Origin of the sequence: Rhizobium sp. X9, assembly GCF_018873185.1 — a bacterium.
Lineage (GTDB): Bacteria > Pseudomonadota > Alphaproteobacteria > Rhizobiales > Rhizobiaceae > Agrobacterium > Agrobacterium oryzihabitans.
The window spans coordinates 85,549-101,652 of sequence record NZ_CP071311.1 but is presented as its reverse complement, the minus strand read 5'-3'; the positions used below and the strand labels follow the sequence as shown (position 1 = coordinate 101,652).

Sequence of the window (16,104 nt, the reverse complement as noted above, 5' to 3'; positions counted from 1 at the left end):
TGGAACGAATGGGCACTATTGCCTGATCTTTTGCCAGACCGAAGGGGAAACGCCGACCATCTTGCGGAAGACGCGCGAGAAATGCGCCTGGTCCGAAAAGCCGGCTGCAATGGCGATGTCGGTGAGCGCCATATCCGTTCGCATCATCAGATCCTTGACGCGATCGATGCGAGCCTGCATCTGCCATTGGTGCGGCGGCACGCCTGTCGACGCCTTGAAGGCGTGGCTGAAATGGGATTGCGACAGGTTGGTGAGTTCCGCGAGTTCCTCCAGCCTTATCGAGCGCAGGCAATGTTCGCGAATGTAATCGGTCGCCACCCTCAATTGCCAGGAGGCAAGCTTGCTGCGTTTCCTGACGGGCTCGCGCTTCACCTTGAGGAAATCCGTCAACAGCGCCAGCACGAGGCTTTCGCCGTAAAGATCATGCAAAGGGTCTGGATTATCGCATTCGGCGGCGATCAGCCGCGCTAGCGCAAGCAGGCGTTCATCCTCGAACATCAGATGCGGATCAAGCAGCCCGTGCGGATCGAACCCCTGCACCAGCCGCGCACCCAGCAACCCCGCATCAAAGTGCAGATCGAGATGGCGCACGAAGGAAACATTGCTGAGTTCCGCATGCACATCCAGATCGGCGGGTACGAAGGAAATCCGGTTCGCTTCGGACGAGCCGTAATTGTCTCGGCGGCAGCGGTTCATCATGAACCGGCCACCATCCGCCCCATCCATATCGAGCAGGAAAACGAAACGCGGGTCCTTGCCGACATAACGGCCACCCGCCCTCGGCGCGCAATGCACGTCCCAGAGATCGGCGACGATGCCGTTCCACACCCTTGAGCGCGGGCCGCCGATGACGGCAAAGCCCTCGATCTCGTTTTCCATCCGAACGCGGAAAGCCATGGCCTCTTGATCCCGCAAGGCGCAAGGGCGCCACTATAAACATGATAATATTATTCATGTTTATAGTGGCAAACTATTTTTCCCGCAACTGCCGGCCGCCCATTACCACTTCTTGGCAAGCTTGAAGGTTATCGTGCGGCTGTCACCCCAGCCGCAAACGGAGACCCCGGCGCAGCTCTTGACATATTCCCTGTCGAAAACATTCGCGACATTGACGGAGGCCGTCCAGTCGTTCTTCTCGTAGCGGATCGCGGCATCGAAGACCGCAGCATCCGGCACACGCAGCGTGTTTGCCGCATCCGCCCAGGACTTGCCCTGGTAACGTACGCCGCCGCCAATGCTGAGGCCTTCAAACGTATCATCGGTAAAGGCGTAATCCACCCAAAGCGACGCGGTGTGAGCGGGCACGATCCACGGCGATTTGCCGATCAGGTTGGGATTGGCATCCTTGGTGATATCGAGATCGGTATAGGAATAGGAGGCGATGGTCTTCCAGTTGTCGCTGAGATTGGCCTTTGCCTCCAGCTCGAAACCGGTGGACTCCACCTGTCCGAACTGCCCGCTCGTTGTCACGCCGCCGGCCGTATAGGAAACAATGGCGTTGTCCTTCACCAGCTTGAAGACAGAGGCGGTGATGCTGCCGTCAAAGAAGGTCGGCTCATATTTGATACCGGCCTCGAACTGATGTCCCTCCTCCGGTACGGCGGAGCTGCCATCCGCAAGCGTATCGATGAGCGGATTGAAGAAGGTGGCGGCCGAGACATAGGGCGTCAGGCCGTTGTCGAATTCATAGGCAAGACCGGCGCGACCGCTCAGCGCATCGTCATTGGAGCGGCGCGATACGCCAGCCGGCAGCCTGTTGTTCAGTTCCGTATCGACATAGTCATAGCGGCCGTTCAGCGTGACCAGCCAGCCATCACCGAAACGCAGCTGGTCCTGCGCATAGATGCCGATCTGCTGTTGCGTCACGACGTTGTTGGCGTAGACGAAATTCGTTCCCTGCGTCGAACCGTAGACCGGGTTGAGCGCGCCGATCGCATTCGATCCGCAGCAGGCCTGCACCTGATCCAGCTTGTAATATTTATAGTCGAGGCCAAAGAGCAGAGAATGGCTGACCGCGCCGGTATCGAACTGGCCTTCGACACGATTGTCGACGCCGAAACTGTCCACCTTGGACAGGCCATCATAACCAAAGCGGGTCAGCATATAGTCATTGGTGGTGGCATCGAGGATCGGCTGGCCATTGGCGTCGGCATTCGCCCAACCGCCCGGATAGGGCCCGGTTTCATGCTTGTAGAGGTGGCCGTAGCGGGCATTCTGGCTGATCTTCCAGCCATTGTCGAATTCATGGCTGACTTCGTAACCCACCATTGACTGGTAGACGCGGCCATTATCAAGGTCGGGCTCGCCGTAAAACGCCTTGCGGTCAAGCTTGCCGAACGGTGCGTCAACCACGGTGCCGACATAGGGCAGGAAGCCATTGCCGACATGAACCTGATCCAGCGCCGAGAAATATCCGTACAGCGTGGCGCTCGTCTGCGCATCCGGCTCGAAGGTGATCTGCGGCATGATGAAGCCGCGCAGATCCTCGGAATAGTCGGTGTAATTATCGCCGCCCGAGACCTTGCCGGTGATGCGGTATTTCCACACACCCTCACCGTCGACCTTATCGCCAAGATCAAAACCGAAGAAGGCGTTGCCGAAATTATTGATGCCGATTTCCGTTTCGCGGACCGGCTCGTCCTGCGGACGCTTGCGAACCATCTGCACGATGCCGCCGGGATTGGCACCGCCATAAAGCACCGAAGCCGGTCCCTTCAGCACCTCCACCCGCTCCAGACCGTAGGCGTCCATCTGGAAACCGCCGAAACCGTAGCTGAACAGGTTCAGCCCATCCAGAAACACGCCGGTCTGGGTTGCCTGGAAACCGCGAATGTAAAACCAGTCCGTATCCGGATCCGTGCCAAAAGGCTCCGCCGTCACGCCGGGCGTGTAGCGCAGAACCTCGTCGATTTTGGTCACAGCGCCGCGATCGTCCATTTCCCTGCGACCGATGACCGACACGGATTGTGGAATATCCTTCGTTTCCGTATCGGTTTTCGATCCCGTCGCGCTTTTTTTCGCGACATATCCCCGGACCGGACCCGTGGCGTTTTCCGTGCCCTGCCCCTCGACTGTGATCTCACGCAGAACCGTCGTCTGCTGCGCTTGACCCACCACCGGCGCCATCAAAACAATGGCAGCCGTTCCCAGAGCCAGGCGGCCCAAAAACATCTCATGCAAATTTTTCAAGATATGCCCCGAAACAGATCACGGCCGACGTTTATATACGGCAGGCCGCAGCACCTCAATTAAGCTGAGTATTTACATCATGATTAAGGCGGGATGCTTGTCGTTTTCTGGGGGGATTTGAAGCTTATTGGCTTCTCGCTCAGTTTTGCGCCCGTCATTTATGGGGTCAGGCGTAGATGTCAGCCCTTGCGCCGCCCAATCCTTGCAAGCTGCATGACCGGAAGGATGCCGATGACGACGATCGCCAGTGCCGCGATTGCCGCTTCCTCGTAAGTACCGCGCGCCGCTTCACCATAAAGATGGGTTGCGAAAGTCTCGAAATTAAGCGGCCGCAACAGGAGCGTGGCCGGAAGTTCCTTGACGCAATCAACGAAGATCAGCAAAGCGGCGGCCGCCAGCGATGCCTTTGAAAGCGGCAGATGGATCTGTCGGAATGTCTGTGTTGCCGATCGTCCAAGCGTTCGCGAAGCGTGATCGAAGGATTGCGGGATGCGGCTCAGACCGGCATCGACGCTGCCCGCCGCAATGGTGAGGAAACGCGCCGAATAGGCGTAAATCAGGGCGGCACCACTGCCGATGAAAATGAGGCCGGTGGATATGCCGAACCACTCGCGCATGGTCTGGTCAACGAATCTGTCAAAGCCGCCAAGCGCGATCAGCACGCCAATGGCAATGACCGTGCCGGGAGCAGCGTAACCCACCGTGGAAAGCCGATAGGACCAGAGCGAGAGGCGTCCCGGAGCAAGGCGCATCGCGTAAGCCACCGCAAGACCGAGGACGAGGGTGATCGCCGTCGCCAGTCCTGCGAAGAGGATGGTATTCAGAGCCTCCTCAGTGAAACGGGACGACAGGCCGCTGAACCGGAACCGCTTCCATGCCTCGATCACCAGATAGCTCGCCGGCGCCACGAAACCGATCACGACCGGCAGGCTGCCGAGAGCAAGAGCGCCAAAGGCTTTCAGGCCGGTAAGCCGCACCGGCTCCAGCTCCCTGCTTTTCTGCGCCGAGACCGCATAACGCTGCTTGCGCCGCGCCCATCGCTCGAACGCCACAAGCGCGACCACGATGAACAGCATGGAAAGCGCGATCTGCGCCGCACCCGGCAAGTCTGATTTCGTGACCCAGGTGGTGTAGACCGAAACGGTGAGCGTGCGGACACCGAGAAATTCCGATGCGCCGATATCGTTCAGCGCCTCCATCAACGCAAGGCTGATGCCGACCGCGATCGCAGGGCGCGCCAGCGGCACGGCGACCTTGAAGAAAGCCGCACGTCTGGAAACACCCAGCGTGCGGGCCGCCTCGAGCAGGTTGCCCGCCTGCGTCAGGAACATGGCGCGGACTGGAATATAGACATAGGGAAACAGCACGAAGCCGAGCAGGACGATGCAGCCCGTCATCGACCTTATATCCGGCAGGCGGAATTCGCGCGGGCTGGAATAACCGAGCAGCCAACGGAGCGCGCCCTGTACGGGCCCGATCGGATGCAGAATATCGAGATAGGCGTAAGCGACGATATAGGTCGGCATCGCCAGCGGCAGCAGCAGCGCCCATTCGAGTATTTTCCGTCCGGGAAAATCATAGGCGGTGACAAGCCAGGCCGCATATGTGCCGACAATACCAGCCAGCAGCCCGACGCCTGCAAGAAGGGTCACGGTGTCCGGCAAAGCCGTCAGAATGACGCTTGCGCCGAGATGCGCCCACAGGCCCCGAGAACCCTGCACGGCCTGCGAGACAAGCGCCAGAACCGGCACCATGGCGCCACAGACCGCAGCCAGGGACAGGCACAGCCACCAGAAGGAGGATGAAAACCGTGTTCCTGCGCGGGACGTCAAAGGCTGGGCGGCGTCTGGATTCATGAGCTTCTTGAAAATACAGGGAAAGGCGCCCGCGGCTGCGAGCGCCTTTCACCTCTGTTGCCAATTGGCCTTTACTTGTCGAAACCGACCTTGTCGACCAGTTCGCTCGCCTGCTTGCGATGCGATACGATTTCCGTCAGCGACTTGTTGTCGACCTTCAGGTCACCGAAGGAAGCGACGATCTCATTGAGAGCCGCACCCTGCTTGACCGGATATTCATAGTTGGCTTCGGCGTAGATCTTCTGGGCTTCGTCCGAGACGAGGTATTCGAGAAGCTTGACGGCTTCTGCCTTGTTCGGAGCGTTCTTGGCCACGGCAGCGCCAGTGATGTTGACCTGCGTGCCACCGTTCTTGAATGTCGGCAGAACGACCTTGATGGCATCGCCCCACTTCACCTGCTCCTCGCCGCCCTTGCCCGAGCGCATCAGGCCGACGTAATAGGAGTTGGCAATGCCGATATCGCAAATGCCGCCGAGGATGTCCTTGGCAACGTCACGGTCGCCACCGCCTGCCTTGCGGGCCAGGTTTTCCTTGACGCCGGCAAGCCATTTTTCAGTGTCGGCGGCGCCATAGTGGGCGATGTAGTCAGCAAAAAGCGCGGTGTTGTAAGGATGCTGGCCGGCGCGAATGCAGACCTTGCCCTTCCACTTCGCATCCGCCAGATCTTCATAGTTGAAGGAGGCGAGGTCGAGATCCTTCGCCGCATAAAGAACGCGGGCGCGCATGGAAAGCGCGAACCAATGGCCCTTGGCGTCGCGAAGTTCAGCCGGGATGGACTTGCTAAGGGTTTCGGATTCGACCGGCTGGGTAACGCCCTTTTCGGCGAGATCGACAAGGTTGCCGGCATCCACGGTCATCAGAACGTCGGCCGGCGAGCTTGCGCCTTCGCTCAGAACGCGCTCGGCAAGACCATCCTTGAGGAACACGGTGTTGACCTTAACGCCGCTCGAAGCCGTGAAGGATTCCAGCAGAGGCTGGATAAGGCCCGGTTCTCGGGTGGTGTAGATGTTCAGTTCCGCAGCGCTGACCGATCCGGCTGCAAAAGCAACGGTGCTGGCAAGCAGGGCAATTTTGGAAAATTTCGTCATATGTCGTCTCCCTCTCCGATGGCGGCAATATGGGGGAGCAAACATCATACCTGATGGAGTAAATCAAGTTTTATTTGGCCGTTTTCAGACGGAACTTGATCACCAAGAGTTGAAAATGGGGCGTAAACAAACATGCAAATCCGCTCATTCAACCTCAAGTAAATATCAGAACGCCCTTCGGATCAATGCCGAAACGCACGGCCGTGGTCTTGGTCGGCGTACGCTGCATCGTTCTGACGCGCAAATCCGCCGGCAGGCCGGGCACGGCTATACCAAGCTGCTCGATCTCACCGAGAAAAACACGGCTCGATATTTCGCCGGCGATCCCCTCTTTCGCGGTGCTGTCCTCAATGATCGAAATCGCGTTGGGACGCACATAGGCGACGGCGGCAAGGCCTTCCGGCAGATCGGAAGCATCGCCCAGGGGCCCGAGCGGTGTTTCGACGCGCCCGTGCCTGACGTGGCCTTCGATCTTGTTGAAGGCGCAGAAAAAATCGGCGGCGTAGCGGGTTTTGGGATTATCGTGAATTTCGTAACCCGTACCGCTCTGCACGATCCGCCCACGCTGCATCAGCACCACACGGTCACCCGCCGAAAGCGCCTCTTCCGGATCGTGGGTGACCATGATCGCCGTCGTGCCGAGTTCCCGCAGAAGACCAAGCGTTTCCTCACGGACATTGTCTCGCAGACCCCGGTCCAGATTGGAAAAGGGCTCGTCCATCAACAACAGGCCCGGTTGCGGTGCAAGGGCGCGGGCAAGTGCCACACGCTGCTGCTCACCGCCCGAAAGCGTATGCGGATAGCGCTTCGCAAGCTCCTGCAGGTGGACATGTTCGATCATTTCGCCAGCGCGGCGACGCGCCTCCGCCTTTGGCAGCGACCTCAGGCCGAACATTACATTCTGTTCGACGGTAAGATGCGGGAAAAGCGCATAATCCTGAAAGACAAAGCCGATATTGCGCTTTTCCGGCTCGACGAAAACACCCGAACCGGCAACGAGAGAGCCGTTCAGGGAAACGTTGCCGTGGTCCGGCGTCTCCACGCCCGCAACAATGCGCAGCAAGGTCGATTTTCCACAGCCGGACCGTCCCACCAGACAAATGATTTCGCCGCGTTCGACGGACAGATCGATATCGGACAAAACGTCCGTATCACCGAATCTTTTGCCCACCGATTTCAGTTCAAGCGCTGCGCTGCCTGCCATTTCCAATCCTGCCCTGCTCTACGAATTATGTTGATCGCTCAAATCAGGATTAAAGTCAAAAAACCGGGGCAAAATGCGGTTTCCTTTCACGAGGCCGCGAGATGTTGGGCAGCAATATTGACGTTTACGTTAGAGTTAAATAGGCTTTGCCAACACGATGGACGTCACGGGATTACGCGTCTATCATTCGTCACCGGGGAGCGGGAGGAGCGGTCGATCCGGTGACGCCATACGTGGTTCCCTCAATCCGGCCCTAGTGCCGGCAGATGCGGGAACCTCGTGACGATCAAGGCAGCCTAAAGCGCCCTTCACGCGTTCCGTCGAACGCCCGGCGCATAGAAGACTCTGGGAGGAGAAGCATGAGTGAATTGTCCCTGGGACAACCGGAAAATGTCAGCGTCCAGAAGCGCTGGCTGTCATCCTATCCGCAGGGCGTCCCTGCCGAAATCCCCGCATCCGCCTATTCCTCCCTTGTCGAACTTCTCGAAAAGAGCTGCTTGCAGTTTGCCGACCGCAAAGCCTTTTCCAGCATGGGAAAATCCCTGACTTATAGGGAACTGGATATTGAAACCCGCGCCGTTGCCGCATGGCTGCAATCCAGAGGACTGGAAAAAGGCGACCGCGTTGCCGTGATGATGCCGAATATCCTGCAGAACCCCGTCGCCGTTTACGGGATCTTGCGCGCGGGCATGATCGTGGTGAACGTCAATCCGCTCTATACGCCGCGCGAACTGGAACATCAGCTGAAGGACTCCGGCGCGAAGGCACTTTTCGTGCTGGAGAATTTTGCGCATGTGGCGCAGCAGGCGGTGCCGAAAACCGCTGTCCGTCACGTGGTTGTTGCCGCCATGGGCGATCTGCTAGGCCTCAAGGGACATATCGTCAATCTTGTGGTCCGCAAGGTGAAGAAGCTCGTGCCCGCCTATGCCATCCCCGGCTCCATCAGTTTTAAGGCCGTGCTGAAGGAAGGGCAGGAACTTCCGCTGAAGCCCGCCAGCCTCAACGCGCAGGACATCGCCTTCCTGCAATATACCGGCGGAACCACCGGCATTTCCAAAGGCGCTATCCTTACCCATGCCAATCTTCTGGCCAACAAAGCCCAGATCAGCCTCTGGCTGGACGCCGCCTTCAGCGGCAAGGACCGGCCCGAGGTTCTCAATTTCATCTGCGCGCTGCCGCTCTGCCATATCTTCGCGCTGACGGTGAATTCGCTGATGGGCATTGCGCTGGGTGGCCATAATCTGCTGATCGCCAATCCGCGCGACATTCCCGGCTTCGTCAAGGAGCTGTCGCACTATCGCCCGCATATTTTCCCCGGCATCAACACGCTGTTCAACGCGATGATGAACAATGAGGATTTTCGCAAGCTCGACCTGTCGTCACTGATCCTCGTGCTTGGCGGCGGCATGGCTGTGCAACGGCCAGTGGCCGAACGCTGGCTCTCCATGGTCGGTTGCCCGATTGCGGAAGGTTACGGTCTTTCCGAAACCTCGCCCGTCGCCACCGTCAACCGCCTCGACGCCACGGAATTCAGCGGCACCATCGGCCTGCCGATCTCCTCGACCGAAATCGACATTCGCGATGAAGAGGGTAACAGCCTGCCTTCCGGCGAAGTCGGCGAAATCTGCATTCGCGGGCCGCAGGTCATGGCCGGGTACTGGCAGAGGCCGGATGAAACCGCCAAAGCGATGACAACAGACGGCTTCTTCCGCTCCGGCGACATGGGTTTCATGGATGATCGCGGTTACACCAAGATCGTCGACCGCAAGAAGGACATGATCCTCGTTTCCGGTTTCAACGTCTATCCGAACGAGGTCGAGGAAGTGGCCGCCAGCCACCCCGGCGTCCTGGAATGCGCCGCAATCGGCGTTCCGGACGAACATTCCGGCGAAACCGTCAAGCTCTTCGTCGTCAAGAAGGACCAGTCGCTGACGGAGGCAGAACTCAAGGCCTTCTGCGCCAAGAACCTTACAAACTACAAACGGCCGAAGATCATCGAGTTCCGCACCGAACTGCCGAAATCCAATGTCGGCAAGATTTTACGGCGCGAACTGCGCAATCTGAACTGAAGGACAAGAGCCGGGCGACCGGCTCTTTTCTTTTGTCCAGGCCATTTTCTTTTATCGAAGTCGCCTTGATTTGGCCGCCTGAAAAAGAATAGTTTCCTCATCCTTCCACGGAAGCCGAGGAGCACAAGATGCAGGCCACCATCGAAAAACTGAAAGCAACGGCGAGCAGCACAGCCGCAACCGATCTTCGCGCCGCGTTTGCGGCCGACGACAAGAGATTCAGCCGTTTCAGCGCCAAATTCGATGACCTGCTGATGGATTATTCCAAATGCGCTGTTAACGAGGAGATCGTGACGCTTCTCGAACAGCTCGCGCGCGACGGCGGCGTCGCAGCCAAGCGCGAGGAGATGTTTTCCGGCAAGGCGATCAACTTCACCGAAGATCGCGCCGTGCTGCACACCGCCCTGCGCAACCGCTCCAACACGCCGGTTCTCGTTGATGGCAAGGACGTGATGCCGGATGTAAATGCCGTGCTTGCGGCAATGGGCAAATTTGCCGATGCCATTCGCTCCGGTTCTCTGAAAGGTGCGACCGGCAAAAAGATTACTGATGTCATCAATATCGGCATCGGCGGCTCCGATCTCGGCCCGGTCATGGCGACGCTGGCCCTTGCTCCCTTCCATGACGGTCCGCGTGCGCATTTCGTCTCCAACATCGACGGCGCGCATATTGCCGACACGCTGAAGCTCGTTGATCCCGAGACCTCGCTCTTCATCGTCGCGTCGAAGACATTCACCACCATCGAAACCATGACGAATGCCGCCACCGCGCGCCGCTTCATCGCCGAAAAGCTGGGTGAAGAGGCGGTAAAGCACCATTTCGCCGCCGTTTCGACCGCGCTGGATAAGGTCGCCGCCTTCGGCATTGAAAGCGACCGCATCTTCGGTTTCTGGGACTGGGTCGGCGGACGTTATTCGATCTGGTCGGCCATCGGCCTGCCGCTGATGATCGCCATCGGACCGGACAATTTCGGCAAGTTCCTGGATGGCGCGCACGCCATGGACAGGCACTTCCGCGAAGCGCCGATCCGCGAAAACCTGCCGATGATGCTCGGCCTCATCGGTTTTTATCACCGCAACGTGCTGAAATATCCAACGCGGGCGATCCTGCCCTATGACCAGCGCCTGTCGCGTTTCCCCGCTTATCTGCAGCAGCTGGACATGGAATCGAACGGCAAGGGCGTCACCATCGACGGCACGCCCGTCGAAGGCCAGTCCGGCCCGGTTGTCTGGGGCGAGCCCGGCACCAACGGCCAGCACGCCTTCTACCAGCTCATCCACCAGGGCACGAGCGTCATTCCGGCAGAATTCATGATCGCCGCCAACGGTTTTGAGCCCGAACTGCGCCATCAGCACCAACTTCTCATCGCCAATTGCCTGGCGCAGTCGGAAGCTCTGATGAAGGGCCGCACGCTGGCCGAGGCGAAAGCTCAGCTCACCTCCAAGGGCATGGAAGACAAACTCGCCGATTTCATCGCGCCGCACCGCGTTTTCACCGGCAACCGTCCGTCCATCACCTTCGTCTACGACAAGCTGACGCCCTTTGCGCTTGGCCGCCTGATCGCGCTTTACGAACACCGCGTCTTCGTGGAAGGCGTGCTGTTCCGCATCAACTCCTTCGACCAGTGGGGCGTGGAGCTTGGCAAGGAACTGGCGACCGGCCTGCTTCCCGTCGTTGAAGGCAAGGAAAGTGCTGCCAGCCATGACAGCTCGACACAGGGTCTGGTGAAGGCGCTGGCGGGACTGGCGGGGTAACATCTTCGCGCCAGCCACCTTCTCCGGCTGAGAATAAAGCCAAAACAGCCACTTCCGTCATCCTCGGGCTTGACCCGAGGATGACGTCGCGTTTGAGGCGAAGTCATCAATACACGCGCTTGGACTTAAACCAGCGACCTAGAAGCAAAGCGTGCGCTCAAATATAAAGCGCCGCCATCTTGCGCCACGCCCCTGCCCGATGCGCACGCCCGTCCCAGATATGCATCTGATGGCCCACCTGCTTGTCCGCAAGCACCCGGCTCAGATGATGATTATTGTCGAGAAACGGGTCGGCATCGCCGATGGTGAAGACCATATCCATACGACGCAGGTGATCAAGCCGCCATGGGCAGGCAAGGCCGGGCAGGAAATGGCTCGGCATGTGGAAATAGACATCGTCATCGTAATAACCGTCGAACAGATCACCGAAGGATTCCACCTTCATCGTCAGATCATAACGACCGGAAAAGGCGACGAGCTTGCGGAAAAGATGCGGATGGCGAAAGACGAGGCTGGCGGCCTGAAAGGCACCGAGGCTGCAACCCTGCACGATCGTGTCACTATTCGGGTTTTTCTCGGCCATCAGCGGCAGCACTTCGTTCAGAATATACTCTTCGAAAGCGGCATGCCGGCGAATGCGATCGGCGGGATGATGCCCGGCCGCATAGAAGGTCTCTCTGGCCAGCCCCTCTATACAATAGAGCTGAAGTCGACCCGCCTCCAACTTGTCGGCCAGACTACCGACAAGGCCCAGTTCCTCATATTCGAAGAAGCGCCCGTCCCGGGTGGGAAACATCAGCACCTTGGCGCCAGAGTGTCCGAATATTAACAGCTCCATGTCGCGATGGAGCCTTTGACTATACCAGCGGAGATATTCGCGTTTCATGGCACCTTGAAAAACCGTCTGACCTTGTCCTTATGGACCGCATCTTGCGATGCGCTGTCAGGGTAATCGAAATGGCCGGCGTCGAGGATGAAGATTTCATTAAATTTTGATTGCGGCACCGCATTGGCCACCGCAAACTGGCAGGGCGGCGCCACTGCCGGATCGAAAAGAGCGGGTACGACCAGCATCGGCACTTTTATGCGCGACGCGGCACAGGCGGCGTCGAACAGGCGCAGCGTCTCGAGCACATTGGCATGGGTCTTCTGATAGGTCTGGACCGCATCCGCGCTGCCGACGGTGGGCAGCGTCAGCCAGAACGGCCGGTGTCCGAATGTCGGCACCACCAGATGGCCCCGGTCAATGCGCTCGTCATATGGGATCGCCAGGGCACCAATGCCGCCGCCGAAGCTGATGCCGCTATATCCCACCTGCCCTTCCAGCCAGGGATAAAGCGTGACAAGAATGGAAACGGCGATCCACAGATCATCGACACAGCCGCCGATGATATAGTCGTCTTTCCTGTCGATGTTGTAGAGGACATGAAGGGCGGGATCGGACGAAATCGGCGGGCAGGCGCTCAGGGAAATGCCGCGAAAGCAGGGAAACAGCACGGCAGTTTCTTCCACCGGCACATCGAAATCGGGCTCTCCGCGCCCGCCATAACCGTGGCCGACGACGAGGCCGCGACGCACCTGCCCCTCACGCGGCAGAAGCATCCATCCGCCGATGCGGAAGCCACCAGTCGAGGTGTAGGTAATATCGAGAACATGCCAGCGGGGATGGCTGAGCCTGCTCTTGCGCAGCACCGGCCGCGGATCCGTGGCGAGTGCACGGCGATAGCGCTTCTTCCAGAAATCATCGAAGCCGGGCGGCGCTTCAGGCGGGGTAATCGCCAGCAGCTGCTCGCGCTGCATGCCATAGGTCGGGTCGAAATCGAAAGGATGGGTTGTCGGAACGCTCATGCGATGCTTGTTTCGTGAAAAACCGGCGGACACAAGCTTCTTGATATCCAAATAACGGTTTTTTACGGCCCTTGCGCCGCCAAGAGTGTTGAACCACCTTTTCAAAGCGGTTCAACCCTGCCCTTTACAATCCGATTTCATGCGCGAAAGGCGGGTTCGCGCCTGCTCGCGACACGGTGACCGCAGCAGCCTTTGCGCCAAGCGCCAAAGCCTTTCTGATCTGCTCTTCCGTCAGCGAAGCGACCTGCGCCTTCGTCAGAAGCCCCTGCATTTTCAGCGAAGCGAGAATGCCGGCGTCGAAGGTGTCGCCAGCACCCACCGTATCGACCACTTCCACCCGCTCGGAAGCCACTTCCACCTTGAAATTGGCGGAATAACCAACGGCACCCTTGGCTCCACGGGTGACGACGACGAGTTTTGCGCCATGATGCAACCAGTGGCGTGCGAGCGTCTCCTCGTCGCCTTCCACTCCAAACCATTCAAGGTCTTCATCGGAGAATTTTACGATGTCAGACTTCGCCGCCATACGCAGGATGCGGGCCATATGCGCCTGCTTGTCCTTGATGAAACCGGGGCGGATATTCGGATCGAGCGAAATGACGCGGCTTTGATGCTCGCGCATCAGCAGCGCCTCATAGGTACTGCCGCAGGGTTCCGGAATGAGGCTGATGGCGCCGAAATGCAACGCTTCGCAATCCGCACCCAGTGCCGGAAGCTCGGCCTCGGTGATCATCCGGCCGGCGGTGTTCTCGTCATAAAAGGCGTAGGTCGCGTGGCCATCGATGAGCTTGACGAAAGCGATGGTGGTCGGCCGCGAAAGCGTTGCGCAATAGCTGAAGTCGACATTGCTCGCGCGCAGGGTTTCCCGCAGGATATCGCCCATCATGTCGTCGGAAAGACCCGTGAAGAATGCGGACGGGACGCCGAGACGGCCGAGTGCAATTGCCGTGTTGAAGACCGCTCCACCTGCATAGGGGGCAAAACCCGCCTCACCCAGCGTCGTCTGCCGGGGCAGCATGTCGATCAGGGCTTCACCACAACACAGGATCATTACGGTCCTCCTCAAACAGCAAATCAAATGGACTTAAATCGATTTAGACGAAGATCGATCGGAAGGCCAGCCACAAAGCCGGGCTGGCCGCATCCGAAATCAGGATTGCGGCAATTCGCTGACACCGCCGTGTTTCGCCGACCATGGCAACGGGTTATCGAGGAAGGCCTCTACGCCAGATAGCGTCTTTTCATCGAACAGTTTTTCAGCGCGGGCGACAGCCAGAACATCGCGCCAGGTGGTCAGGTAATGCAGCTTGACATTGCCGTTGGCGAAGCGCGCTTCAGCCTCTTCGAAGATGCCGTAATAAAACAGTGCGATGCCGTGATCGACGATACCGCCTGCCGCGCGGATGGCGTCGATAAAGGTAAACATCGAGCCGCCGGCCGTCGTCAGATCCTCGATGACGAGAACGCGCGCGCCTTCCGGCATATGACCTTCGATCTGGGCGTTGCGGCCATGGCCCTTCGGCTTCTTGCGGCAATAGATCATCGGCAGGCCAAGGCGCTCGGCGAGGAAAGCGGCGAAAGGAATGCCAGCTGTTTCCCCCCCTGCCACACAGTCGAATTTCTCGAAGCCGGCCTCGCGCATCACCGCCGCTGCGGCAAAATCCATCGCAGCGGAGCGAATGCGCGGGAAGGAGATGAGCTTGCGCATGTCGATATAAACAGGGCTCTTCATGCCGGACGCGAAGGTGTAGGGGCTTTCGGAATTGAAATGGACCGCCTTGATTTCCCACAACATCTTCGCAACCAGCTCTGCAACAACGGCGCGGTCAGTGAATGTGAAATGGTTCATAGGCGTTCTCCTTTTTCGGCCTTGGTTTATCGCTCCGAAAACCGGGGCCGGTTTTCGGAAAGCACAACATCTCGGTTCAGCATTGCAGGCATCCGCAGGCGGCACCGTAATTTATGGGCGGATGCCTGTGGATCATAACAAAACCGCCGGCATTGCCGGCGGTCAAAAAAATCAGCTCACGTCCCAATGAAGCGGGAACATCGGATCAAATACGGTCACCGGCCCGGCGCCCGTCTCGATCTTCTCGGGAAACGACACCGACTCCTCGCGCTTCACCAGCGTGATCGTCTCCTCGTTCGGCGCCAGCCCGTACCAGGCGGGACCGTTGAGGGAAGCGAAGGCTTCCAGCTTGTCGAGGGCGTTTTCCTGCTCGAAGACATGGGCAAGACAGCTCATGGTATTGATCGAGGTATAGATGCCGGCGCAGCCGCAGGCGCATTCCTTCAGCGGATCCACATGCGGGGCGGAATCCGTGCCGAGGAAGAAGCGGGCATCGCCCGAAGTCGCGGCCGCCCGCAGCGCCAGCCGGTGCTCTTCGCGCTTGGCGACGGGCAGGCAATAATAATGCGGCTTGATACCGCCGACCAGAATGGCGTTGCGGTTGATGATGAGATGATGGGTGGTGATGGAACCGGCCAGATTGGCCCTGGACGACCTGATGTAGTCGACGCCATCGCGGGTGGTGATGTGCTCCATCGTCACCTTGAGCTCAGGCAGACGCTGGCGCAGAGGCTCCAGAACCGTATCGATGAACGCCTTCTCGCGGTCGAAAATATCGACTTCCGGCGTCGTCACCTCACCATGCACGCAAAGCGGCAGGCCGATCTTCGCCATGCGTTCCAGCACCGGCATGGCCTTGTTGAAATCGCGCACGCCGCCATGCGAATTAGTGGTCGCGCCGGCCGGATAGAGCTTGACGGCGGTGATGAGGCCACTTTTTTTGCCCTCTTCCACGTCGTCAGCCTGCGTGTCCTCCGTTAGATAAAGCGTCATCAGCGGCTCAAAGCGATCGCCCGCCGGGATGGCCTTGACGATGCGGTCGCGATAGGCGCGGGCATCGGCCGTGGTGACGACGGGCGGCACGAGGTTCGGCATGATGATGGCGCGGGCGAAATGGCGGCTCGTATCCCCGATCACGCCTTCCAGCATGGCGCCATCACGCAGGTGCAGATGCCAGTCATCAGGGCGGCGAAGGGTGAGCGACTTCATCGGGATACCTCGGAGCATGACGGAATTGGCGCCCGCTT

The 16,104-nt window shown here is 59.0% G+C and carries 12 protein-coding genes; 2 read left to right on the top strand and 10 right to left on the bottom strand.

The genetic code is table 11. From position 1 onward, the window contains the following. Positions 1-15: 15 nt before the first annotated feature. The 5 genes from JZY08_RS00460 to JZY08_RS00440 form a co-directional block, all read right to left on the bottom strand. Complete coding sequence (locus tag JZY08_RS00460; protein ID WP_035241552.1) at positions 16-897, bottom strand: AraC family transcriptional regulator; 882 nt, start codon at positions 895-897, stop codon at positions 16-18. A gap of 102 nt (positions 898-999) precedes the next feature. Next, positions 1,000-3,171 (bottom strand): TonB-dependent siderophore receptor, encoded by a 2,172-nt coding sequence (locus JZY08_RS00455; RefSeq protein WP_253204073.1) that lies wholly within the window; start codon positions 3,169-3,171, stop codon positions 1,000-1,002. A 197-nt stretch (positions 3,172-3,368) separates the two neighbouring features. After that, positions 3,369-4,943 (bottom strand): iron ABC transporter permease, encoded by a 1,575-nt coding sequence (locus JZY08_RS00450; RefSeq protein ID WP_253204072.1) that lies wholly within the window; start codon positions 4,941-4,943, stop codon positions 3,369-3,371. A gap of 173 nt (positions 4,944-5,116) precedes the next feature. Continuing rightward, a complete protein-coding gene (locus JZY08_RS00445; protein WP_137037035.1) occupies positions 5,117-6,133 on the bottom strand; it encodes an extracellular solute-binding protein in 1,017 nt (338 codons plus the stop codon). A gap of 154 nt (positions 6,134-6,287) precedes the next feature. Then, positions 6,288-7,337 (bottom strand): ABC transporter ATP-binding protein, encoded by a 1,050-nt coding sequence (locus tag JZY08_RS00440; protein ID WP_082183653.1) that lies wholly within the window; start codon positions 7,335-7,337, stop codon positions 6,288-6,290. Positions 7,338-7,696: 359 nt separating this feature from the next. Between JZY08_RS00440 and JZY08_RS00435 the strand changes: the two genes are divergently transcribed. After that, entirely contained in the window at positions 7,697-9,406 is a 1,710-nt protein-coding gene (locus JZY08_RS00435; protein ID WP_216330625.1) for a long-chain fatty acid--CoA ligase, read from the top strand. Between the two features lie 128 nt (positions 9,407-9,534). Then, positions 9,535-11,160: a glucose-6-phosphate isomerase gene (pgi, locus tag JZY08_RS00430; protein WP_216330624.1), complete on the top strand. Its 1,626-nt coding sequence runs from the start codon at positions 9,535-9,537 to the stop codon at positions 11,158-11,160. Positions 11,161-11,317: 157 nt separating this feature from the next. Here pgi and JZY08_RS00425 read toward each other — a convergent pair whose 3' ends face one another. From JZY08_RS00425 to pyrC, 5 genes are all read right to left on the bottom strand, one after another. Next, positions 11,318-12,046: an alpha/beta hydrolase-fold protein gene (locus tag JZY08_RS00425; RefSeq protein ID WP_216330623.1), complete on the bottom strand. Its 729-nt coding sequence runs from the start codon at positions 12,044-12,046 to the stop codon at positions 11,318-11,320. Next, positions 12,043-13,008 (bottom strand): acetylxylan esterase, encoded by a 966-nt coding sequence (locus JZY08_RS00420; protein WP_216330622.1) that lies wholly within the window; start codon positions 13,006-13,008, stop codon positions 12,043-12,045. Before JZY08_RS00420 ends, JZY08_RS00425 begins: the two co-directional genes overlap by 4 nt. A gap of 124 nt (positions 13,009-13,132) precedes the next feature. Continuing rightward, positions 13,133-14,059, bottom strand: a complete 927-nt coding sequence (locus tag JZY08_RS00415; RefSeq protein ID WP_082183650.1) for a carbohydrate kinase — start codon at positions 14,057-14,059, stop codon at positions 13,133-13,135. 99 nt (positions 14,060-14,158) lie between these two features. Beyond that, positions 14,159-14,857, bottom strand: coding sequence for an orotate phosphoribosyltransferase (locus JZY08_RS00410; protein WP_003493644.1), 699 nt, complete (start codon positions 14,855-14,857; stop codon positions 14,159-14,161). A gap of 171 nt (positions 14,858-15,028) precedes the next feature. After that, complete coding sequence (gene pyrC / locus JZY08_RS00405) at positions 15,029-16,066, bottom strand: dihydroorotase (RefSeq protein ID WP_216330621.1); 1,038 nt, start codon at positions 16,064-16,066, stop codon at positions 15,029-15,031. Positions 16,067-16,104 lie beyond the last annotated feature (38 nt).

What these genes read in the sequence shown, in the direction of transcription:
- JZY08_RS00460 (WP_035241552.1), bottom strand. Translation starts at nt 897, where the DNA reads ATGGCTTTCCGCGTTCGGATGGAAAACGAGATCGAGGGCTTTGCCGTC.
- JZY08_RS00455 (WP_253204073.1), bottom strand. Translation starts at nt 3,171, where the DNA reads ATGTTTTTGGGCCGCCTGGCTCTGGGAACGGCTGCCATTGTTTTGATG.
- JZY08_RS00450 (WP_253204072.1), bottom strand. Translation starts at nt 4,943, where the DNA reads ATGGTGCCGGTTCTGGCGCTTGTCTCGCAGGCCGTGCAGGGTTCTCGG.
- JZY08_RS00445 (WP_137037035.1), bottom strand. Translation starts at nt 6,133, where the DNA reads ATGACGAAATTTTCCAAAATTGCCCTGCTTGCCAGCACCGTTGCTTTT.
- JZY08_RS00440 (WP_082183653.1), bottom strand. Translation starts at nt 7,337, where the DNA reads ATGGCAGGCAGCGCAGCGCTTGAACTGAAATCGGTGGGCAAAAGATTC.
- JZY08_RS00435 (WP_216330625.1), top strand. Translation starts at nt 7,697, where the DNA reads ATGAGTGAATTGTCCCTGGGACAACCGGAAAATGTCAGCGTCCAGAAG.
- pgi (WP_216330624.1), top strand. Translation starts at nt 9,535, where the DNA reads ATGCAGGCCACCATCGAAAAACTGAAAGCAACGGCGAGCAGCACAGCC.
- JZY08_RS00425 (WP_216330623.1), bottom strand. Translation starts at nt 12,046, where the DNA reads ATGAAACGCGAATATCTCCGCTGGTATAGTCAAAGGCTCCATCGCGAC.
- JZY08_RS00420 (WP_216330622.1), bottom strand. Translation starts at nt 13,008, where the DNA reads ATGAGCGTTCCGACAACCCATCCTTTCGATTTCGACCCGACCTATGGC.
- JZY08_RS00415 (WP_082183650.1), bottom strand. Translation starts at nt 14,059, where the DNA reads ATGATCCTGTGTTGTGGTGAAGCCCTGATCGACATGCTGCCCCGGCAG.
- JZY08_RS00410 (WP_003493644.1), bottom strand. Translation starts at nt 14,857, where the DNA reads ATGAACCATTTCACATTCACTGACCGCGCCGTTGTTGCAGAGCTGGTT.
- pyrC (WP_216330621.1), bottom strand. Translation starts at nt 16,066, where the DNA reads ATGAAGTCGCTCACCCTTCGCCGCCCTGATGACTGGCATCTGCACCTG.